Here is a 23,330-nt window from a genome sequence, read left to right as displayed (position 1 = left end):
TCTATATATCAGAGTCCGTCCGGGACCTAAAAAGTTCAATTAACCTATTCTTTTCCAGCAGGATAGGCTTCCCACTACTCGGAATTATAACAAATGTATCATTTAAAGAAATAACTTTTCTATATTCTTTTTCAAAGTCTAATGGCAAATACGAGACAAACTCAAACGTACCATCTTCATGCCCTCCGAGTATTCCTCCGGGGCTGGCATCATACCGGCCTACAGAGGTCACTGAACCAAAGAAATTGCCTACATAGACTAAATCTTGAAATCCATCTTCATCCAGATCCAACACTAAAACGTCATTGACAGGACTAAACTGAGCCCGAAGTGGAAAATCTCGCTTTACAAACTTCCCTTGCTCATAAAGAAAGACTCCCGAGCTGAGGTCATAAATGTGGTTTATTTGTTCTACTTCCTCTTCACTTTGACCTGTCAGATCTTTTATAGATCTCACCCTGGAAAAGTCTTCGTAGCTAAGGAATGCTTTCTTTAAAGATGGAAGCTGACCCGTCAACTCGTTCCTGGAGGCAAAAGGAATATTTTCCCCATTTTTAAAATAGAAAATCAACGGGTCCGGCTGAGCGTTTTGGTCGAAATCATCCAGATATAAGGTAACAGGCTGCGTAGGAGATGCTTTGAATTTGCTATTTAACCCCAGATTTCCCACGATCATATCCGCTTTCCCATCGGCATTCACATCCGCTAGAGTTATGTGATTCCACATCCCTTGAGATCTGTCCAGACCAAGACTTTCGGTTTCATCCTTAAATTCAGCGTTTCCTTTATTCTTCAGCACAGTGACAGGCATCCAGTCTCCAACGATAAACAAGTCATCAAGTCCATCCTCATCGTAATCATGCCATACCGCATCGGTCACCATCCCCTGCTGCCAGGTTTTTGCAATTTCCAGGGTTCCTTCTTTGTTTTCCAAAAGGAAACTGTAGGGAGACAAGCCATAGCCTCCCGGTACTGCTCTGCCCCCTACAAAAAGATCCGTATCTCCATCTTTATCATAATCTCCTGCCGCCACACAGGACCCATTGATATCAGGGAGCTTAAAGGGAGCTTTTGTGAAGTTAGCCTGGCCATCATTTACATAAACCACATCTTCAAAAAACGGCGACTCATACGGGTAGTCGTTGCCTCCATGCACCACATAAATATCCGGATCTCCATCTCCCTCCAGGTCAAAAGAAATTGCACCAACTGCTTCCATGGTTTCAAATTCATCGAAAATGGGAACTTCTTTTTTTACCAAACCTTCTGCTGTACTTAAAAAGAGCTGATTTATCTGCCCCCGGGCTGTCCCAATAAAAAGATCATCACTCCCATCACCATTAAAATCAGCAGCTACAACTGCCGGACCTTCTGTAGATAGCTTTTCAGGAATTAAGATCTCCTTATCATAATCCTTATAATTATTCTCAGACAGGTCAAACTCCAGGTATTTCTGCGGGTCAGCTGAATTTGCCTTCCTGAAGTCACCCGAAGAGGCATCTTTCTCTACCTTGTGTATAACACCTGCCTGCAGGGAGTGTACCCGCTGAATACTACCATCAGGCCACTGGATCAAAAGAGAGTCTACTCTGGTGTTTCTCCCCAGTCCAAAATGCACCCGATCCGATGGAGAGGACTGGAAGCCCCGGCTTGAGGTAATTTCTCTCACCGCCACCTGCTCTCCATACCATGCTTTTACTTTTGCTCCTATAGCATTTTTATTGAGTGAATCCCCCACTAACTCCAGCTGGATTGAGTGGCCATCGGAAGAAGTATTCTTGTAAACAAATGCCTCCGAATTGATATTATTGATCACCAGCTCCAGATCACCATCGTTATCAAGGTCTGCATATACCGCCCCGTTTGAGTAAGAAGGCTCATCAAGTCCCCACTCCTTACTAACCTCTTTAAATTGCAGGTTGCCTTTATTTTCGTATAAGTAGTTTGGGATTTTCAAGGTAGGCATACGTTCGATCAGCTCCAGTTCCACACTGTCTTGTTTCTCTGCAGCAAATTGTCCCAGGTTGGTGTTACTCAAAAAATTGATGTAATCCAGGTCATTCGGTCTTCTGTAAATACCATTGGTAATGAAGATATCCGTAAGTCCATCATTGTCATAATCCTGTAACAATACGGACCAGCTCCAATCCGTAGCATAGGTGTCGGTGAGAAGCGCTACCTCTGAAAAATGTCCATCACCCGTATTTAGTTGAAAGGCATTACGGGCATACTGGTGACCATAGCCAAACTTCAGCTTCACTTCGGTAACCTTATTATTGTCTTCACCTCCGGATTTCATCAATATCTGCTGGTCTTTTGGGAGCATATCCAAAGAAAAGATATCCAGGTGAGTATCTCCGTTGATGTCCGCTACATCTACGCCCATAGTGAAACGACTGGTATGATTGATCACATCCTGTCTTACTTCTTTGAAGGTACCATCAGTTTGATTCAGGTATAAGTAGTCATCCTCATGGAAGTCATTTCCTACATAGATGTCCACCCAGCCATCCTGGTTGATATCGGTAGTAACCAACCCCAGACCATAACCCTGTGCACTGCTGTAGATGCCAGCTTTCTCGCTTACATCTTCAAAGTATAGCTTCCCTTCATTGAGTCTATTCTCAAAAAGCCTGTCTCCTGCCAAAGGATCAAACTCTGCCCGTGTAGAAGCAGCCTGGTAGCTGCGCGTGGTATGGACAGCATGGTTCATCAGGTACATATCCAGGTCCCCGTCCCTGTCATAATCAAAGAAGGAGGCCTGTGTAGAAAAACCTGAAAAGTCCAGGCCTACTTTTTCAGAAACTTCGGAAAAGGTGTTATCCTGATTGTTGATAAATAACAGATTGTGCCCTTTCAGGGACTTATAGTTCCCAACTTTACATACATAGATGTCTTTCCAGCCATCACCATTAATATCAGCCATCACTACTCCACTTGACCAGGCAGCATCAGGAATGGATATTCCGGACTGTTTAGTAATATTCTCAAATTTCAGGTTCCCCTTATTGAGATAGAGTTGATCCTGAGTCTGGTTGGCGGTAAAGTAGAGGTCAATTAAGCCGTCATTATTAATATCTCCGGCAGCTACACCGCCCCCATTGTAATAGTATAAATACTCAATGATATTGAGATCAGGCTCCGGCTCCAGCGCATTTACAAAGTTTATTCCTGTTTGCTCCGGTGAGAGCCTAACCATTCGTTTACTTACCTCGGAGGTCTTATCACCGCAAGCACTCAGGACAAAAAACAGAAAAATGAGCCAGGGGTATTTCAAAACTTCAGAGTTAGTATTGGATAGTCTCAACGGAATCGCTGTTTCTGAATACCAAAACGGCATTTTTGTAAACAATAAAATCTCTTACTTCACCTTCTACTACAAAGCCGGACTTCATTCCTTCCGCTCTAAAATTCATGTTTCCGGAATTGGAGAGATACACTCCATAACTCGCATCATATCTACCGGTCTCAGGTTTGGTTTTGTAAAGATTTCCACCCATAATGAGATCCGTATCGCCATCCCTATCAAAATCTCCGTAGGTAATAGCATAGATCGGAGAGAGGTTGCACTCCACTGGCAGTTTCTGTTCCTGAAAGGTTAGGTTGCCATTGTTCTTAAGGATGATTGATTCCAGGTGGGTTACCTGCAGCTTTCTGGTTTCTTTTAATTGTTTTGGCTCCAGTATATCTTCAATTGTTGCGTCTTTGTAACTATCATAGCTGGGGAATTTCTTTTTCAGGCTTTTAATCTGATCAATGAGATTGTGCCTCAAGGCCACCGGATAAGACTTTCCATCCTTATCCGTAGTGGTAAGAATGGGGTCTGTAAAGCCATTCTTATCAAAATCATCCACATAAAGGGTAATCGGTCTACTTTCACTAGCCTTAAACCGGCTATTCAATCCATGATTACCTAATGCCAGATCCGTTTTGCCATCACCATCCAGATCAACAGCCTCCATTACATTCCACCAACCCTTCATTTGTTTAAGGTGGTCCGGAGTGATCTCTTTAAAAGTGCCTGCTGAATACTGGAAAATCATCGGATACATAAACTCCCCGACGATGACCAACTCCACTGTAGACCTCTCTCCATCGATCTCAGTAAAAGAAGCATCTGTGATCAGGCCAAGGTTTCCAAAGGCTGGAGCAACCTCTGCTGTGACATCCGTGAAATTGCCAGAACCATCATTTTGCAGTATAAACCCATCTCCGGGAATTCCATAACTAAAGGGTTTCAGGCGCTCCCCAACAAAAAGATCCGTATCCCCATCCTGATCATAATCACTGGATGTGACTGTGCTGGTACTTACATAACCTTTACCGGGAAGCGGCTGGCTGGATCTGGTGAAACGGTTATTGCCATCATTGATATAAAGCCGGTCTTGCAGTGCACTGCTTGAAGAAGAAAATTCGTTACCCCCACTGCACACATAGAGGTCCATATCGCCATCATTGTCAGCATCGAAAAACAGGCTTTCGGCATCTTCAGATATCTTATCTGCCTCAAATGCCTCTTGCTTAAGCAACTGAAATTCTCCATCACCCGACATGAAAAGGTTACCCGCAAAACCTTTAGCGCCTCCGATGTAAAAATCCTCGATACCATCTCCATTCAGATCAGCGGAGGAAACCTTTGGTCCTTCCGTACTTTTCATGTGGTATAGCAGCCGGTCACGATCAAAGTCCACAAAATCATTTTCCTGATGAACATAGTCTATTGGCTTACCCTTAGAAAATATTGGCTTCAGGTATATTTCATCTACCTCAGAGGTAGAATTACCATCTTCCATTTCTTCAATCACCACTTTCTGATTCACTGGTACATTACTCATCCTGGTCACGTTCCCGGTCGGCCAGCTTACGATGATGCCTACATTTTGGTCGCTTTCCAGACCCACGGTGGGTCGAAAGTCCACGCTGGATTGAAATCCCCTGGTAGGTTGCTGCTCTATATAATAGCTGGTAGTAGAGTCTGTGATTGTGATCTTTGCACCAATACCAAACACATTTTGCCCTTTCCCCCTGAGTTCCAGCTGAATGTAATTGCCTTCGTCTCGCTCCCGGGTTTGATTTTGGTAGACAAATGCAGGCATATTGACATTGTTGACAACCAGATCCAGGTCACCATCATTGTCCAGGTCGCCATATGCAGCTCCATTACTAAAGCTTGGCTGATCCAGTCCCAATTCAGCTGTTTTTTCTTCGAACTGCAAGCTTCCCTTGTTTAAAAAAGCAAGGTTGCTGATCTTATTTGATGGGATAATTTCTATAAGACGAGCATAATCTACCACATTATCTGTCACTATAGATTTGATAACTTCCTCATTAGAAATGTACTGTAAATAGTCCTGATCTGTCAGATCCTTATAAATCCCATTCGCGATATAAAGGTCCTTTTTACCATCGTTGTTCATATCGAAAATCAGAGCGCCCCAGCTCCAGTCTGATGCTTCCACTCCTGCTAAGCGGCCTATTTCGCTAAAGGAGCTGTTTCTATTATTAAGCTGGAACGTATTTCTGGTGTACTGGTGGTAATATCCATTCTCCACACTGTACTGGTACCTGGTCCAATCTTCAAATGTGGTTACGGATTTTAACCTTTCGTTGCTCCTTGGAAGCATCTCGGTTACAAAGAGGTCATTGTAGCCATCATTATTGATATCAGCCATATCTGCACCCATTGATGCCCCGCTTATGGACTTCATACTGGCAGTTAATTGTTCCTTAAAGGTTCCGTCCTTTTGGTTGACATAGAGATAATCTCGCTCAAAAAAATCATTGGAGACATAGATATCCTCCCAGCCATCCTTATTTACATCACCCACAGTGACTCCAAGCCCAAACCCAATTATGCTTCCATAAATTCCAGCTTTTTCACTTACATCTTTGAAGTAATTACCTTCATTGGCCAACAGCTTATCACCTCCAAGGCTGTCCCTTATGGGGCGCTCATTAGTGCGGAGATTAAAGCTCCCGATTGCCTGGTAGGAATTGTTTAAAAGATATACATCCAGATCACCATCCTTATCATAATCGAAAAAAGAAGCATGCGTAGAAAACCCACGATCATCCAGTCCATAAGCAGCCGCAGCCTCAACGAACGTCATATCCTGATTATTGATAAAAAGTTCGTTTTGTTTGTTATCACCAGCAATATCACCGGAATTGCACACATAAATATCCAACCAGCCATCACCATTCACGTCCGCCATCGTAACACCCGTGGACCAAGCCTTTTGACCACCAACTTCAGCTTTTTCAGTAATATCCTCAAACTGAAAGTTGCCCTTATTCAGGTACAGCTTATTAGCACTTTGATTCGATGTGAAATAGATGTCTACTAATCCGTCGTTGTTAATATCTCCTATCGACACACCTCCACCGTTATAGTAATTACGGTAGGTATATACATTAAATTCCTTATTGAACGTAAGGTTATTTTCAAAGTCAATGCCTGTCTCATCCACTGACATCAATCTAAACCGAGTGTTATTATCCTCTTCCTTACAGCTTAATAGAGTCAACAGATAAATTATTGCCAGATAGTTTTTCATACTTAAAAATTATTTTTCTTCATCACCTCCTCATTAGTGAGGTCTGAGATCTTGCCAAATATATCTTTTTCGTTTTTTTTGTGGATAACGATTCTCCTATTACCATCTACTTTCACCCACAGATACTTAAAAGATTCATCTTCTATATCTACCCTGATGAACTGATTTCCACCATACCAATTCATCAACGTGTCTTTCACAGCCACTAAAATAGAGTCTGAGCTAAAGCGTTTCGACCAGGGAGCCCATGCTGTATAGTCAAACGTTACCTCCATTTCTTTTATCTTTTTATCTGCATCGAAACTGGGATAAAACAAAAGCCTCAGAGGTGACCCCAGAGTATCCTGTGGAGCCATGATGTACTGTACCGTCATATTTCCAGGACCTTGCATTACCAGGCCTTTTTTATTCAAAGCCCAACCTTTGGAAAAAAACTCTTCTCTACTGTCTCCAAACTGAAAACCAAGAAATAATGAATCTTGCCTGATCCCTGTAGATAGCTCATCTCTGACCAACTCAGTGTATTCTGTTGTACAGGAGTACAACAAAAGAACCCCCAGAAACAATTTAATTTTTTTCAACTTCATAAGTTTCAACTGCTGAATTATTAAACCCGACAACAATTACTCTATCTGCTTTAAATGAAGCAAGGCTTCTGACTTGTCCAAAAATTGACGTAAGTGCTATTTGTTTTTGATCCAGTCCTTTTTCGCTTCCAAATAAAATGGATAATGGCATTGCATCATATCGACCAAACTGAGGTTTAACAAGATACTGATTGCCCCCAAAAACAAGATCAACTAAACCATCATCATTTATATCCAGCTTCAAAAAAGCATGTAATGGAGCATACTGAAATGGAGCCGGAAGCTCTTTGAAATCCAATCGCCCATTTTCATTGATGAAGACCCCGGAAGCAAGTGTCTGCACTTCCAGCATTTCAGAATCCTCAAGTTGTTTTTTGCTGAATAATTTATCTACACTCATTTGAGCATAGTCTTTGAAATATAGAATCTGCTTTTTCAGTTGGGGAAGCTGCATGACCAGTTCATTTCGATCCACTATAGGATAATATTTTTTATCAATTCGGTGACAAATTATATAATCAAGAGACCCGTTGCCATCAAAATCGTTTATATACATTCTGGTTCCAGGCTCAAAAAAGGTATTCTTTCCATGGTTACCAGCAACAATATCCTGATCTCCATCCTGGTCAATATCATAACTGACAAGCGTATTCCACCAGCCCGCATTCTGAACTGTGTTCCACTCCCGGCTCTTATCTTTAAACTGCTCCCCGGTATTTTCAAAAATTCTTACCGGTCCCCAATCACAGGCTAAAATGAGGTCAGAATCACCGTCATCATCAAGATCAGTCCACAAAGCGTCGGTTATCATTTCCATTCCGATAAGTTGGGGAGCCAAACTACCTGTCTGATCAGAAAAATAACCTTTACCATCATTTACCAATAAATATCCATCTACCGGATTACCGTATTGAAATGGGTGAAACCTTTCGCCAACGAACAGGTCAACATCACCATCTCCATCAAAGTCATTGGGCTTGACCACTGATGTACTAAAGTACCTTTTAAATGGAAGTCGCTCAGGTTCAAGAGAAAAATTACCACTACCATCATTGATATACAGCCGGTCAAGAAGTGCTGAAGAACTGGTAGAAAACGCTTTTCCTCCCGATGCAACGTACAGGTCCAAATCGCCATCATTATCACAATCAAAAAAGAAATTATCTACATCTTCAGAAATTTTTTCATTCTCAAACATCAAAGGCGTGCTATCCTCAAAACCATCTTTTCCCCGAATTAGCAACTTTCCAGTGTAGCTTTTAGCTCCTCCAATAAAAATGTCCTCCAAACCATCACCGTTGACATCTCCTATACTCATGGTCGGTCCATCATTGTGATACATTTGAGGTAAGAGGCGGTCCCGGTCAAAGTCTACAAAAGCGTTTTCCTGATGGGTGAACGGTACCGTTAAATCTGCTGGCCTAAGTAAAGGTTTTATCTCCTTCGTTGAGTCATTGGGGGGAAATTCCGCTGACTTTTTGATTTCAAGCTTTTGATTGGATTTTATCTCATATAATTTTTGGATCTCTCCACCAGGCCAAATTACCTCTACAGAATCGACCACTTTTCTATTCCCTACTCCTATGTGTATTATTGGATCTACCGAGCTCTCAAAACCTCTGGATGGATAGTTTTCTACTTTAAAAACTGCAGAATCAGCGTAGGCTAAAACAGTAGCCCCTATACCAAAAGTATTTTTGTCCGATCCCAAAAGACGAATTTGCAAGCTACGGTTTGCACTTGTGTCAGTGGTGTTCTTGTATACAAAACTTTGCATATTCACATTGTTGACTACCAGGTCCAGATCTCCATCTCCATCCAGATCTCCATATGCACTTCCATTGCTAAAGCTTGGCTGACCAAGATTCCACTCTTCAGATACCTGTTTGAATTCAAAGTTCCCCAGATTTTTATAAGCAAAATTTGGAATAGGCCTGGAAGGCATGATATCTATCAGTTCCTTAATAACTGCTCCTTTCTTTTGGAGGATCTCTTTTACCCTGGTTTCATTAGCCATATATGTCAAATAGTCCCTATCCAGTAAATCTTTGTAAATGCCATTGGCAATGAAAATATCCTTAAGCCCATCGTTGTCCATGTCAAAGATCAGAGACCCCCAGCTCCATTCAGTTGCCGCTACACCGGCTTGTCTGCTTAGTTCCACAAACTTATTCCCTCCGATGTTTCGCTGTAAAACATTCCTGGGGAACTGATGATAATAACCCTTGCTTACGGAAAGCATGTACTTATCCCAGGAGTCAAATACGGTCTTAGACTTTTTCCTTTCCAAAGTAGCTGGTAACATTTCCGTCACCATCAAATCTGGTCTGATATCATTGTCAAGATCCGCCACATCGGCACCCATAGACCCCATGGATATGCTTTGAAAATAAGACTCTAGTGACTCAGAAAAGCCCTGCCCTTTTTGATTGATGTAGAGGTAATCTCTTTCAAAGAAATCATTGGAAATAAAAATATCAGGATACAGGTCGTCATTAAAATCGCTCACTGTTATACCCAGTCCAAAACCTATTGCACTGGTATAGATACCCAACTCCTGACTTACATCCTTAAACTCCCCTCCATCATTTCTGAATAACTTGTTTCCTCCGCCAGCCGGATCGGGAATTTTCCTTTGGTTTTCTACAAGATCATAACCAACTCCCACCGACCTGATACTATTTGTCAGCAGGTAGCAATCCAAATCCCCATCCAGGTCAAAATCAAAGAAAGCAGCCTGGGTTGATAACCCAACAATATCGAGTCCGTACTCCTCAGCAGATTCTGTGAAAGTAAGGTCTCCATTGTTAATAAAAAGCTCATTATGTCTGTTTTCGCCACCAGGCTTACCTGATTTACACACGTAGAGGTCCAAAAGACCATCTCCATTTATATCCGCAAATGTGGCACCACTCGACCATACATTTGGACAGGTCACGCCAGCTGACATGGTAATATCCTTAAACTTCCAGTTACCTTGATTGAGATAGAGCTTATTGTCAACAATATTTCCAGTAAAAAAAATATCTAAGAGTCCATCATTATTGATATCTCCAAGAGCCACACCCCCGCCATTGTAGAAGTTGCGGTAAGTATATGGGTTAAATTCCTCCGTATATACCAGTTGGTTGTTAAACACTACGCCGGATTCATCACTAAATTCGACAAAAAGCTTCCCCCTATCTACCTGGCTGCAAAACTGAAGAAGCAATAAACAAAAAATACCCCGCAAACTATTGGTCATAAAACTGATGAATGTATAAAAGTTCAATTTACCGCTCTAATCCTAAAAAATGAACTAAATACAAATCTTAAAAAGGAATAAGAAAAAGGGTTACTGCCAATGCAGCAACCCTCTTATAATTATAACAAATTTCTGAAACTAAATCAGTATCCAGGGTTTTGACTTAATGGGAAATTCGGATCCGCCGCATTGATTTGACCAGAAGGAATAGGCATAAGCTTCTTATAATCATCACTATGCGCATCTTTCTCCCACCAGGCATCTCCCCATTTGTCAAATCGAATCAAATCAGTTCTTCTAAGAGATTCCTGAAAAACTTCTCTACCCCTTTCATCAAAGAATTCATCTTCTGTCAGACTGGTAACGTCATCGAGACCTGCCCGGTTTTTTATCATATTAACCAACTGCAGTGTAGTGGGATGACTCCAGTTACCGCCATTAAGTCGAGCAACCGCCTCAGCTTTAACCAACAAAAGCTCTCCGTACCTAAACAGGACATAATCGTTATCCATATCAGGAAGCTGACCAATTTTAAATGAATATTTCCCCAATCGAGCACCTGCCTGTCTGGATCCATTCGGAGCCAACTCATTAATTTCCGGAGTATAGTTGACCGGTGCCCCGTCAGGGTCAGCCTTATCAAAAGCTACGTCAAGAATCGGGTTACCATTTAAATCAGTCTGAGGTCCGACAATGAAATTGGCTTCTTTCCTAACATCACCGTCACTGTAAGAATTATAAAACTCTTCCAGAGTTGAGTAGCCATTCCATGGTTGCTGCTGAAGATCATAAGTAAGCTGACTAGGGTAATGCAAAGTCATTTGAGCGAAGTTCATACCTCCGCCCGTTGCCTCATCGAATGGTACAGCATAGATATGTTCAATATTATCAACATTGACCGGAGAAAATACATCCGCGTAATTTGGATCCAGATCGTAAAGACCCGAATTAATGACCATGTCTGCCGCATCAATTGCATCTTGATAGAAGGTATTTCCAGTAGTAGGATTATCAGTTATCCCATCAAGATAAACAGGAGCGTTGAGGTAAAGTCGAGCTAGTAAAGCATAAGCTGTATATTGATTAAATCGACCGTATACTCTGGATGTCCCCATATCTGGAATTGCATCTAACACTTCGGATTCAATAAACTCAAAAGCTGTGGCTCGATCAGTCTGCTGAACGTCCTGATTAGGTACCAGCTGAAGCTTAATGTTACCAAATAAATCCATCAACCTCCAATATAAATATGCCCGAACAACTCGAACTTCAGCAGTCCCTTGTGCATCTAGATCATCGTTAGCCAGCATATCGTTGCATTGAAATACCCCACCATATATATCATTCCAAGAGTTGCCTAACCCATCATTTGTTGGTTTGAAGTCATGTCGATGCATATTTAACCATATCCCTCCATCAAGCCAGTCACCACCTTTCTGAGTAATTACTACCTCATCAGTTGAAATCTCAGAAACAGAAAAATATGAACCGTGCCAAGCAGTTCCATTTCTCAAACGATCGTATGCCGCATTTAAGCCATCGTTAGGCAAGGTTCCATTTACATTGATGCTTTCCCCAAAACCTGGGTTTTGAGGATCAAAATCTTCCGTAAAGTCGGCTGTCAGTTCTTCTTCCAGATCAGTACATGCAAAGCAGACCCCTAGAAGTACCATCAGTATTGTTATTCTATTTAATATCTTCATTGTTGTTCTCATTTTAGAATCCGAGTCTTAAACCTAAAGTATATGTTCTCGCAGTGAAATAATTGTTTCTACGATCGATTCCCGGAGATAATACATCAGGATTTGAGGTATCCAGGACAGCTCCATTATCAACTGATCCATAATCCTGTAAAACCGGATCAGGGTCTAAACCAGTATAACTAGTAATAGTAAAGGCATTTTGAACACTGCCATATAACCGAATATTCTTGAAAGCATTTGAACCGCCTGTGTTAAATGTGTATCCAAGTGTCATGTTATCCAAACGAACAAAGTCAGCTTTTTCAACATATAAAGAAGAATACTGAGCCGCAATTAGACCATCCTCGGCTTTATCAGTGATTATCCTATTGTAGGAGTTGATTGCTCCAGGATCAATAGGCTCATAAAAAGCCCTAAAAGTATTAACCAAACTGTGCCCGAAAGCTCCTCTAAAAAACACGTTAAGGTCCCAATTCTTATAAGTTAACTGGTTAGTCCAACCCAATTCAAGACTTGGTAATCCACTACCAAGCTTTTTGAAGTCTCCATCATCTTCAAGTGCTGAATTTGGATCCGCATTTACTACGCCGTCCCCATTCAGATCTTCAAAAATGGGAGAACCGTTTTCATCAACACCCGCAAACACCGGCCCCCAAATTTGTCCAATTTCTTCCCCTACAGCTACACGAATTAAAGGAGTGGAATTTTGTCCAGGTGAACCAAGGTTCGACCGACTTTGCTCATCATTTATAAACTCCTCTAATGTAGACTTGTACGTACTTGCTATAATTCCTGTACTCCAGGTAAAATCAGTACCTTGAACCGCATTAAAGTTCAGAGAAAGTTCAGCTCCGTTAGTATTTAACTCACCAACGTTTTCATACCGATTAGGGGCTCCAAAAACCGCTGGATCCACATCTCTAAACAAAATGAAATCAGAGATATTTCGAGTATAAAGATCCAAAGCTCCTGATAATCTCCCCTCCATGAATCCGAAATCAATACCTAGGTTAGTCTCCGCCTTCTCTTCCCATTTTAGGTCTGGATTAGAAACTCTGGAATAACTAACCGTACCACCACCTGAAAAGTCATAAGTGTACTGATCTTGTGATTGGCCTGATAGTGATGGTAATGAACCAGTTACACCGTAACCTGCTCTGATTTTCAGCTGATCTACGCCTCCTAGAGTAAGGTATCTGGTTAGATCAATTCCTAAGCCAGCTGCTGGGAAAATACCCCATTGATTCTCAGTACCTAGTTTGGTGGACCCTTCTCTTCTTACTGATGCATTAAAAAATATTGCATCGTCGAAAGTCATATTAACCCGTCCAAAAAAAGCAATAATCTTTTCTTCAGGAGAAGCATTACTTTCAACTCTCACATTATTAGCAATTCCGAGCACCCTGTCTCCTGAAAGATCAATACCATAGAAACCCAGCTCATTTGTCGGGAGGTTACCTAGCTCTAACAGCAAGCTTTCAAAGAAATTTTCTTGGTATGAATACCCTCCTGATACTACTAAATTAATCACACCAAAGCTTTCTTGGTATGTTCCGAAAGCCTCAAACAATGAGAACCTACTATCGTCTGTGTATCTCTGAGCTAACCCATCTCTGTTCAATCCTCTAAAGAATGAATTGCTTGGATAGAATTGTCCATTTAAGTTATTGGTATATTGTTGAGCATAATTCGCTGTAATGGATAAATTATCCAAGATACTGTACTCACCCTGAACATTGAAGTTTAAATTTTTCCTCTTTCCAACATTTTGGTTTTGTTCTATTATAGCTACAGGGTTGAAGTTATCAAACAAAATAGCTTGGAAAAATTCCCCATTATCGAATCGTATAGGAGCAGTCGGGTTGTAAAGACTCGCATACCTCAATGCCTCATTGAAAGAGAAATTACTCTCTCGGTTTGTAAGGGACATATTGAAATCAATCTTTAACTTATCATTTAAAGCAAAATGATTGATGGAAGCTCTGGCATTAATTTGATTGAACCCGGACTCTTCGAGAATACCATTTATATCCCTAAAGTTGGTCGATAAACGAAACGTTGTATTTTCCGACCCACCTGAAACTGACACATTATGTACGTTTGAAATACCTGTCCTCGTTACTTCATCAAGCCAGTCTGTTTCACTTCCCAGATCATTTCCACCGGCACTTATATACTCGGAAGCAGTCATAACCGGTAGTTCATTCTGGATGGCAGCAGCAGCAATATAACCATTATAGTTAGCTCTTACTCCACCGCCTCTTTTCCCTTTTTTGGTGGTGACTAGGATTACTCCTGAAGACCCGCGTGAACCATAGATCGCAGCAGCTGAACCATCTTTCAGTACGTTTACGGTCTCAATATCATTCGGATCAACATTTTGTAAGGATGCACCAATAACACCATCAATAACTACAAGTGGCTCAGTATTAGCACCAATAGTAGAAATACCTCTAAGTCTTATAGTTGAGGTTGAGTTGGGATCACCTCCTTTGTTGTAAACAGAAAGGCCTGGGACCTTACCTTGAAGGAGTTGAGTCGGGTCATTAATATTTCCCTTGTTAAAGGATTCTTCATCAAGATTAACCACAGCTGACGTAATTTCCTTCTTACTTTGGGTTCCGTATCCTACAACGACAACCTCAGAAAGGGACTGAACATCCAAATCAAGGACAACGTCTACGACACTTCTTGACCCAACAGTTATTTCCCGGGTTTCATACCCCACAAAAGAAACCTGAATTGTGGCATCTTCACCAACACTGAGTTGGTACTGACCATTAAAATCGGTAATGGTCCCGTTGGTTGTGCCCTGCTCAACCACGGTAGCTCCGGGAACAGGCTCGCCTGATTCACCGTCTGTTACGGTTCCGGTTATCGACCTGCCCTGAGCCCATACAGATAGACACAATAAGGCCGATAAACCAAATAGTAAATACTTCTTCATACTATTACATTTTGTTTAATGAACGTAAATTTTTATCGATACAATCGAGAAATTCAATAACCAAGAAAATTAAAATAAGAGACATTTAAAAGTGATTTTCAATAAAAACTATTTCTTTTTGAAAATAATTCAATTGCAAACGTTTGTAACGAGTCTTTTTTATTCATCTTGTAAATGATAATTTCTCAAATCAGACAAAATTCCATCGGAAATTTTACTTCTCAGCTACCCTGATTAAACACAGAAAACCATTAAAATTGAGCCTTAATTGACGGGTAAGTAGTAAATTCAAATTATGAAAAAAGGAAGCGTAACCATTAAGGATATTGCACAGGAGTTGAACATCTCAGTCTCTACTGTTTCAAGGGCACTTGCAGATAATCCTTTGGTGAAGATGTCTACCCGGGAGGCAGTGAAGAAATTGGCCAGGGAATATAACTACCAACCTAACTTCACAGCTTTAAGCTTAAGGAATAGTAAAACCCGTACACTAGGTGTTATCATCCCTCAGCTCGTTCATGAGTTCTTCGCTCTGGTAATTCGGGGCATTGAGGACTTTGCTTATTCTAACGGGTACAATGTGATCATCTCCTCCTCTCATGAGTCTTACGAACGAGAGGTCATCGATAGCAGAGCCTTAATTAATGGTAGAGTTGACGGGCTGCTTGTCTGTATCTCTAAAGAGACAAATGACTTTGCACACTTCAAGGAATTTGAGGAGCGTAACATTCCATTAGTCTTTTTTGACTGTATCTGCGATGAGATAGATACTGCTAAAGTAGTGTTAGATGATTACAACGCAGGTTACCAGGCAACCAAACACCTGATCGATCAGGGCAGTAATCGTATAGCCTATGTTGGAGGGCCTATCAGCCTTCTGATCAATCAGGACCGCGTAAGAGGATATAAGCAGGCACTCTCAGATGCAGGACTACCACTAAGGGATGATTGGATAATACACTGCACCAGTGGAGATTTTGATGAAGGAAAGGAAAGCAGCAAACAGCTCATTCAATCTAAAGAGATAGACGGGTTGTTTGCAGCAACAGATATGCTCGCAATCGGTGCAATGAAAAATATAAAAGAGGTAGGCCTTCGCATTCCTGAAGATGTGGCAGTAGTAGGTTTTAGCAATTGGTCTATTTCTACTCTTTATGAGCCATCACTCACCACCATGTCTCAACCAGGTTATGAAATGGGAATGAAAGCAGCCGAAATCATATTACACCAAATTGATAATCCGGAAGAAAGGAATTCTGAAACTATAGTGCTTCAAAGTGAACTGATTGCCAGGGAAAGCTCTAAAAGAAAGTAATCTAAAAATGCTTCATGACCCCAGCCATGTGGGCCTGAAGCCTTGCACTATAGCTTAAAGGCATTGTGCCTGACCCGGTCTTTTTGTTAAGGAGCTCGTCATTCATAGCAGTAATCTCATAATTAAACCCTATACTTTCCCGGGAGTCCATAAAGTGTTCGACCAGTTCATCATCTTTACCCTGGTAGAGAAAACATTCATTGGCCTTCCAAAAATCAGGTATCTGAATGTATCCCTCATCCCCAATAATGAACGCATGATTATGCAGCTTATATTTTATTGATGAGTGTAATGTAGCCATCACCTCCCCATATTTTAAAGCCATTAACACATCGTCATCTACTCCTGTGTCGGCTTTACTAAACTGAATATTTACAATTTCCGGATCAGATTGCAGAAAAAGCCAGCTCAGGGCTATTGGGTATATCCCTACATCCAGCAGTGAACCACCAGCCAGGTCCGGATTAAATAGTCTCCCTTTGGGATCAAACGGAGCAGGAAACCCAAAATTGGCTTTGATATGACCAATTTTTCCAATACGCCCTGAATCAACCCATTCTTTTGCTTTTCTAATAGCAGGAAGAAAGTAAGTCCACAGCCCCTCCATCAGATAAACACCGGATGACTCAGCGGTCTGCCAAACCTTCTCAAACTCTTCCGGATTTATCGTGACAGGCTTTTCACAAAGTACAGCTTTGCCACTTTCTAAAGCTTCGATGGTATTTTCGGCATGAAAGTTATGAGGGGTAGCTACATATACCGCATCAATTTCCTCATCCTGATATAGGTCTTCATAACTGCCATAGGCTTTGGGGATAGCATGCTTTTCAGCAAAGCCTTTAGCTTTATCAAGAGATCGTGAAGCTACTGCTACTACCTCGCCATTCTTAACATATTTGAAGTCGGAGGTAAACTCATTAGCAATTCTCCCGGTACTGATTATTCCCCATTTGATTTTTCCCATGATTTAAGTAATAAGATCATTTTTTATATCCGGGTACTGTTAAATGTACTCCGGAAATAAAACAAACAACCATCCGCTACCGGGAATGGTTGTTTGTTGTTTCATATCCAAAAATCTTTTACATCCAGAAAACAGCATAAAGTGTGACAATGATCACAACTATACCTATGGATGCTACAAAGAAAGTCTTATCAGTCTTAAAAAGCTCGGGCTCAAATGCATATGCCTTTGCATCCTTTTTAGAAGAATTGGCATTCGTATACATAATAATGCTCAGGAAACCGAGCAAAAAGGTCATCATAAATATTGAATGAAAACCAATATCCCTTAAGCTTAGACCGAATAGATCAGTACCAAAAATCAATCCTGACACAAATGTGATCAGTGCTCCGATACCAAACCCAAACGCTGCCCGCATCAGTTTTCTTCGATTATTTGGTGTTACCTCCTCTGCTGGCACTTTATGACTATCTGTGAGTACAAGGACTGTAGCCAGGGTAATCAGCACCATACATACATACCCCATCCTAATGATAAAAGGAAGATCCGGAAGCAAGGCTTTCATCGCAATACCTACCGGTAAGGTGGCTATGGTTGTCCACAATGCTGATCTATTTGTTGCTCTTTTCCATAAAATTCCCATACCAAACACGACGACCACTCCTGGATAAATAAATCCAGTATACTCCTGTATGTACTGGAATGCCTGATCTAACCCGCCTAAGAGAGGCTTTGCTGCAAAAACAGCTATGATTAATGCCGCCAGGGCTGTAAATCGGCCCACAGTGACGACTTGCTTATCAGAAGCCTTGGGGTTAATGATGTCCTTATAAATATCCAGGGTAAAAATCGTAGAAGTAGAATTCAACATGGACGCAAGAGATGAAACCACTGCTGCAATCAATGCTGCAAACGCCAGCCCTCTTATACCTGTAGGAGCAAAATTCCTCAATAGCCACGGGTAAGCTTCATCTGCTTTGTCAATAGTGCCTTGAAGCCCCTCAATCGAATGGCTTAGATCAGGGTGATTAAACATGACATAAGCAGTGATCCCTGGAATGATCACAATAATCGGGATCAGGATTTTCAGATAGGCTCCAAAAATCAAACCTCTTTTGGCTTCTTTTAGACTCTTTGCTGCAAGTCCTTTTTGAATAATATACTGGTTGAATCCCCAGTAGCCCAGATTTGTTAGCCACATTGCTCCGAAAATAACAGCCAATCCTGGCAAGTCAATGAACGGGTCTTTCGTGCCGCCACTACCATCAGGAATCACGGAAACTCCTTTTTCTAAAATCATACTGAAGTGAAGATCACCGGGATCTTCCCTGACTTTATTAAGGACAATCATAAATCCGTCAAAAGCAGAACCGCCATCTCCGGATACAGCATCCAAAGCAAAGTATGCTGTAATCAGTCCACCTCCTACCAGGAAGATTACCTGTATCACATCTGTCCAGGCAACTGCTTTAAGTCCACCATAAATAGAATAGATACCTGCAAAGACGAGCAGACCAGGAACTCCATATTGTATAGGCCACCCTAATATCTGCTCCATAGCCAAGGCTCCAAGCCATGCAACGGAAGTCAGATTAACAAACACATAAACCAACAACCAGAAAAATGAAAAGAAAAAACTCACACCTTTTCCATAGCGCTCTTTGGCAAATTGGGGCATGGTGTAGATCTCCTTATCGATCATTTGCGGCAACAAGAACTTTGCAACTAATATTAATGTCACGGCAGCCAACCACTCATATGCAGCGATCCCAAGGCCTACGGCAAATCCGGAACCTGACATTCCTATAAAGTGTTCTGCCGAAATATTTGCAGCAATCAGTGAAGCACCAATTGCCCACCAGGATAAAGAATTGCCGGCTAGAAAGTAGTCATTTGACGTTTTTTGCTGGCCCTTTTTATCTCGTGAAATGAATAAGCCAATTGATAAAATCACTAGACAATAGACCGCAAATACTACATAATCGAGTGTTAGAAATCCCATCTCTATAAGTTAAGTGTTGGTAATAATTTTAAAAGAAAAGCATCAAAATTACTTTCAATGCTTCTCCAGTCTGTTTTTATCTTAATTATTTGTTCCCCTTGGCATAATCTGCCAGAAATTTTTCTAATCCAGCATCAGTAAGCGGATGCTTCAGTAATCCTGTAATTACATTCAATGGACAGGTGGCCACATCAGCTCCAAGTTCAGCACATTTCAGCAAATGCATGTTGTGGCGAATAGAAGCTGCAAGTACCTCTGTCTCATATCCGTAGTTACTAAAGATTTGAACAATTTGCTCAATCAGCAACAGCCCGTCTGATCCTATATCGTCAAGCCTCCCAATAAAAGGAGACACATAACTTGCGCCAGCTTTAGCTGCGAGGATTGCCTGACCTGCATTGAAAATCAAAGTACAGTTAGTTCTGATGCCCTCAGAATGAAGTTGCTTAATCGCTTTGACCCCATCCTTGATCATCGGTATTTTCACAACGATCTTATCATCGATCTTAGCCAGTTCGCGCCCTTCAGCTACCATGGCATCATACTCAGTGGCAATCACCTCTGCACTTACATTGTCATCTACTATGTTACAGATATCCTTATAATGTTTCCGGATATTGTCAGTGCCCGTAATACCCTCTTTCGCCATTAGCGAGGGGTTGGTAGTTACTCCATCTAAAACTCCAAGATCATAAGCTTCCTGGATCTCACTTAAACTGGCTGTATCTATAAAAAACTTCATCCGTTAGTTAATTCGTTTTTATTAATTATTAAATGCTTGATAAGTATGATTTCACCTCCTTGTAAACCTGCTCACCGGTAAATCCAAACTTCTCATCAAGGACTCCGGCTGGTGCCGAATATCCAAAATGCTCAAGTCCAAATACCTTACCTTTAGGTCCCACAAGTTCACTTAAAACAACCGGCAAACCGGCCGTAAGCCCAAAAACGGGTTTGGAAACATCGAGAACCTGCTTCTGATATGATTCTGATTGCTCACGAAAAAGACCTTCTGATATCACAGAAACGATATTTACTTTGAGTCCGTCTTTTTCCAAAAGCTCTGCTGCATCTACACATGTAGCTACTTCAGACCCATTAGCCACTAAAGTAATATCAGCGTTTTCAGCAGACTTCACCAGATATGCACCCTTCTCTGCCTGCAGTGCTTCCTGATACCTGTTAGCTTGTGCAGGAAGGTCATTGATCTTTTGGCGAGAGAAAATAAGACCTGTAGGTGTTTTGGTGTTTTCCAACGCCATTTTCCATGCTACTGTACTTTCCGCAGCGTCCGCGGGTCTCAAAGCCAGTAAGCTTCTTTCACCGGAATGATTCTTAAGTTTCTCAAGAAGTCTCAGCTGTGCTTCCTGCTCAATCGGCTGGTGAGTAGGGCCGTCTTCTCCCACACGGAACGCATCGTGCGTCCATAGGAAAATAACCGGTAACTCCATAAGTGCTGAAAGTCTGAAAGCCGGTTTCTGGTAATCTGAGAAGATGAAGAATGTGCCAACCACCGGAATAACTCCACCGTGCAGTGCCATACCATTGGCCATAGCTGCCATAGTGAACTCGGCAACCCCGGCATGCAGGAAATTTCCATTGAAAAAGCCCGGACTAAACTGCTGCACTTTTTTCAGGTATCCGTCTGTTTTATCACTGTTTGCCAGGTCGGCAGAAGCAACGATCAGGTTTTCAACTTTATCAGCTAAGTATGCCAGTACCGCTGAAGAAGCCTCTCGAGAAGCAACGTTCTCCTTTTGCGGGATCTGAGAAAAATCTATATCAGGAATCTTTCCGCTAAAGAAAAGGTCCAGCTTTTCGGCCAGCTCGGGATTGGCGCTTCTCCATGCACTTTCTTTTTCCTGAACCGCTGCTAATTCTTTTCTCTTTTTGTCTTTTAACTTATCGTAGAATTCCGCTACATCCGGAAAGACCTCAAAAGGCGTATCAACGCTTCCACCTAAAGCTTCGATGGTCTTCTCATATGAGGCGCCGGTTCCACCTATTGGCTTTCCGTGCAATTCTACTTTTCCTTCATACGGAGCTCCATTTTCATCCACACATCCTTTTCCCATGATGGTCTTCCCAACGATCAGGAATGGTTTCTCCTTTTCCGCTTTAGCTTCATCTAACGCTGCCCGAATCTCATCGTGATTGTGGCCATCGATGGTCTTCACTTTCCAGCCCCAGGCTTCGTATTTTTTAGCTGTATCTTCGGCAGTAACCTCCTCGGTCATGGTGGATAGCTGTACATCATTGGAGTCAAAGAACATGACTACATTGCTGAGGCCAAGGTATCCTGCTACCCGTCCGGCACCCTGGGAGATCTCTTCCTGGATACCCCCGTCGGAGATGTAAGCATAGATCGTGTGATCCATCCAGTCACCAAATCTTGCTCCCAGAAACTTAGCTGCTAAAGCTGCACCTATTCCCATGGTATGCCCCTGCCCCAATGGGCCGGAGGTATTTTCCACTCCCCGCTTTTGATCTACTTCCGGGTGCCCCGGAGTTACTGACCCCCACTGCCTGAAATTGGCAATATCATCCTTCTTGTAGTTGCCCAGTAAATACAACTGCGAATACAGCATGGCAGACAGGTGACCAGGGTCTAAGAAAAACCGGTCCCTCCATTTCCATTCCGGATTATCCGGATCAAATCTCAGGTATTCGCTAAATAAAATGTGCATAAAATCCGCACCACCCATAGGACCTCCCGGATGTCCTGAATTTGCTTTTTCCACCATTGCTGCAGAAAGAACCCGTATATTATCTGCTGCCCGGTTGTCAATCTGTTGATTACTCATCCTCAATAATTTCTTTAAAGATAATACTAATAGTCAATTTTACTATAAGGTGTTACTAATTTCCAATCATTTTGTTGAAAACTTCAATAATGTGGTCGTTTTATAGGTCTCACCAGGGTTCAAAACTACACTAGGAAAGTCAGATTGGTTGGGCGAATCAGGATAATGTTGGGTTTCCAGGCATAATCCGCTGCGAAAATTATATGGAGTCTTGCCTTTTCCAACATTCGTTCCGTCAAGGAAATTACCCGAGTAAAACTGAATGGCCGGTTCGGTGGTAAGTATTTCCATATACCTTCCGCTGTTTGGTTCATACAGAGTGGCAGCCAAACTCATTTCACCTGCATTACCATCCAATACCCAGCAATGATCAAACCCTTGTCCCAATTCGATCTGCTGATTTTCTTTATTGATATCTCTTCCTATGGGCTTGGTTTTGGTGAAATCAAAAGGAGTTCCTTCTACACTTCTCAGCTCACCGGTTGGGATGAGCGTGCTATCCACTGGCAAAAACCTGGAAGCATTGATCATCAGTTCATGATTGAGAATATCTTCATCCATACTTGTAAAGTTGAAATAGGTGTGCTGAGTCAGGTTTACAATCGTTTTCTTATCCGTTTGAGCTTCATAGTCAAACTCCAGCGTATTGTCATTACCTAAGAAATAAGTAACCGTAACATCCAGATTGCCTGGATACCCTTCTTCCATATCAGGGCTGGTACGGGTGAATTTTAAGCCCACTCCTTCTTCATTCTGAATCTCCTCAGCATTCCAGTTCACCTTGTCAAAGCCTTTCAAACCTCCATGAAGGTGATTTGGGCCATGATTTTGAGCCAGTTCATAAGTCTGGCTGTCCAGAGAAAAAGTACCGTTGGCAATTCGGTTTCCGTATCTCCCAATAATTGCTCCGAAGTACGGGTTGGATTCCAGGTATGACTCCAGGTTATCATAGCCCAACACCACATCTTCGAAGTTCCCTTCTTTATCAGGGATACTAAGTCGGGTGATGATTCCTCCGTAGGTAATCACTTCCATAGAGATCCCCTGGTTATTTTCCAGTGTATAACTTGTCACAGCATCGCCATCAGGCAGTGTACCATAAGGGACACTGGATATGCTTGCAGTCTTTTCCTGCTTTGGAGTACAATAGGTCAGACCTATTAGGAAAGTCAGATAAAACAAATACTTAAGCGATTTCATAAGATTA

General features: G+C 41.8%; 12 protein-coding genes. 1 reads left to right on the top strand and 11 read right to left on the bottom strand.

What is annotated here, in order from left to right; all coding sequences use genetic code 11:
- Nucleotide 1: 1 nt before the first annotated feature.
- From AC3E9V_RS03005 to AC3E9V_RS02980, 6 genes are all read right to left on the bottom strand, one after another.
- Nucleotides 2-3,277: a VCBS repeat-containing protein gene (locus AC3E9V_RS03005; protein ID WP_488751706.1), complete on the bottom strand. Its 3,276-nt coding sequence runs from the start codon at nt 3,275-3,277 to the stop codon at nt 2-4.
- Nucleotides 3,278-3,287: 10 nt separating this feature from the next.
- Nucleotides 3,288-6,557: a VCBS repeat-containing protein gene (locus AC3E9V_RS03000; protein WP_488751705.1), complete on the bottom strand. Its 3,270-nt coding sequence runs from the start codon at nt 6,555-6,557 to the stop codon at nt 3,288-3,290.
- Between the two features lie 2 nt (nt 6,558-6,559).
- Entirely contained in the window at nt 6,560-7,138 is a 579-nt protein-coding gene (locus AC3E9V_RS02995; protein ID WP_488751704.1) for a hypothetical protein, read from the bottom strand.
- Entirely contained in the window at nt 7,125-10,388 is a 3,264-nt protein-coding gene (locus tag AC3E9V_RS02990) for a VCBS repeat-containing protein (RefSeq protein WP_488751703.1), read from the bottom strand. The genes AC3E9V_RS02995 and AC3E9V_RS02990 overlap by 14 nt, the downstream gene beginning before the upstream one ends.
- Nucleotides 10,389-10,531: 143 nt before the next feature.
- Nucleotides 10,532-12,091: a RagB/SusD family nutrient uptake outer membrane protein gene (locus tag AC3E9V_RS02985; protein ID WP_488751702.1), complete on the bottom strand. Its 1,560-nt coding sequence runs from the start codon at nt 12,089-12,091 to the stop codon at nt 10,532-10,534.
- A gap of 13 nt (nt 12,092-12,104) precedes the next feature.
- Nucleotides 12,105-15,038 (bottom strand): SusC/RagA family TonB-linked outer membrane protein, encoded by a 2,934-nt coding sequence (locus AC3E9V_RS02980; RefSeq protein ID WP_488751701.1) that lies wholly within the window; start codon nt 15,036-15,038, stop codon nt 12,105-12,107.
- A 295-nt stretch (nt 15,039-15,333) separates the two neighbouring features.
- Between AC3E9V_RS02980 and AC3E9V_RS02975 the strand changes: the two genes are divergently transcribed.
- The gene (locus AC3E9V_RS02975) at nt 15,334-16,353 is read left to right on the top strand and encodes a LacI family DNA-binding transcriptional regulator (protein WP_488751700.1); all 1,020 of its coding nucleotides are present in this window, start codon (nt 15,334-15,336) and stop codon (nt 16,351-16,353) included.
- A gap of 1 nt (nt 16,354) precedes the next feature.
- On the opposite strand, the gene AC3E9V_RS02970 is transcribed toward AC3E9V_RS02975, so the two are convergent.
- The 5 genes from AC3E9V_RS02970 to AC3E9V_RS02950 form a co-directional block, all read right to left on the bottom strand.
- The gene (locus tag AC3E9V_RS02970; protein WP_488751699.1) at nt 16,355-17,317 is read right to left on the bottom strand and encodes a Gfo/Idh/MocA family protein; all 963 of its coding nucleotides are present in this window, start codon (nt 17,315-17,317) and stop codon (nt 16,355-16,357) included.
- Nucleotides 17,318-17,435: 118 nt separating this feature from the next.
- Nucleotides 17,436-19,319, bottom strand: a complete 1,884-nt coding sequence (locus tag AC3E9V_RS02965) for a sodium:solute symporter family transporter (RefSeq protein WP_488751698.1) — start codon at nt 19,317-19,319, stop codon at nt 17,436-17,438.
- A gap of 85 nt (nt 19,320-19,404) precedes the next feature.
- A complete protein-coding gene (gene fsa / locus AC3E9V_RS02960; protein ID WP_488751697.1) occupies nt 19,405-20,061 on the bottom strand; it encodes a fructose-6-phosphate aldolase in 657 nt (218 codons plus the stop codon).
- A 28-nt stretch (nt 20,062-20,089) separates the two neighbouring features.
- Nucleotides 20,090-22,123: a transketolase family protein gene (locus AC3E9V_RS02955; RefSeq protein ID WP_488751696.1), complete on the bottom strand. Its 2,034-nt coding sequence runs from the start codon at nt 22,121-22,123 to the stop codon at nt 20,090-20,092.
- 66 nt (nt 22,124-22,189) lie between these two features.
- Nucleotides 22,190-23,323 (bottom strand): aldose epimerase family protein, encoded by a 1,134-nt coding sequence (locus tag AC3E9V_RS02950; RefSeq protein ID WP_488751695.1) that lies wholly within the window; start codon nt 23,321-23,323, stop codon nt 22,190-22,192.
- Between the last annotated feature and the right edge of the window lie 7 nt (nt 23,324-23,330).

Source organism: Marinoscillum sp. HNIBRBA16962 (assembly GCF_057801515.1).
Note: the sequence above shows the minus strand (reverse complement) of the source record. Positions and strands in the feature narration are given on the sequence as shown.

Coding starts and splice junctions, on each gene's coding strand:
- AC3E9V_RS02980 (WP_488751701.1), bottom strand. CDS start 15,038: ATGAAGAAGTATTTACTATTTGGTTTATCGGCCTTATTGTGTCTATCT.
- AC3E9V_RS02990 (WP_488751703.1), bottom strand. CDS start 10,388: ATGACCAATAGTTTGCGGGGTATTTTTTGTTTATTGCTTCTTCAGTTT.
- AC3E9V_RS03000 (WP_488751705.1), bottom strand. CDS start 6,557: ATGAAAAACTATCTGGCAATAATTTATCTGTTGACTCTATTAAGCTGT.
- AC3E9V_RS02950 (WP_488751695.1), bottom strand. CDS start 23,323: ATGAAATCGCTTAAGTATTTGTTTTATCTGACTTTCCTAATAGGTCTG.
- AC3E9V_RS02965 (WP_488751698.1), bottom strand. CDS start 19,319: ATGGGATTTCTAACACTCGATTATGTAGTATTTGCGGTCTATTGTCTA.
- AC3E9V_RS02955 (WP_488751696.1), bottom strand. CDS start 22,123: ATGAGTAATCAACAGATTGACAACCGGGCAGCAGATAATATACGGGTT.
- AC3E9V_RS02975 (WP_488751700.1), top strand. CDS start 15,334: ATGAAAAAAGGAAGCGTAACCATTAAGGATATTGCACAGGAGTTGAAC.
- AC3E9V_RS02970 (WP_488751699.1), bottom strand. CDS start 17,317: ATGGGAAAAATCAAATGGGGAATAATCAGTACCGGGAGAATTGCTAAT.
- fsa (WP_488751697.1), bottom strand. CDS start 20,061: ATGAAGTTTTTTATAGATACAGCCAGTTTAAGTGAGATCCAGGAAGCT.
- AC3E9V_RS02985 (WP_488751702.1), bottom strand. CDS start 12,091: ATGAAGATATTAAATAGAATAACAATACTGATGGTACTTCTAGGGGTC.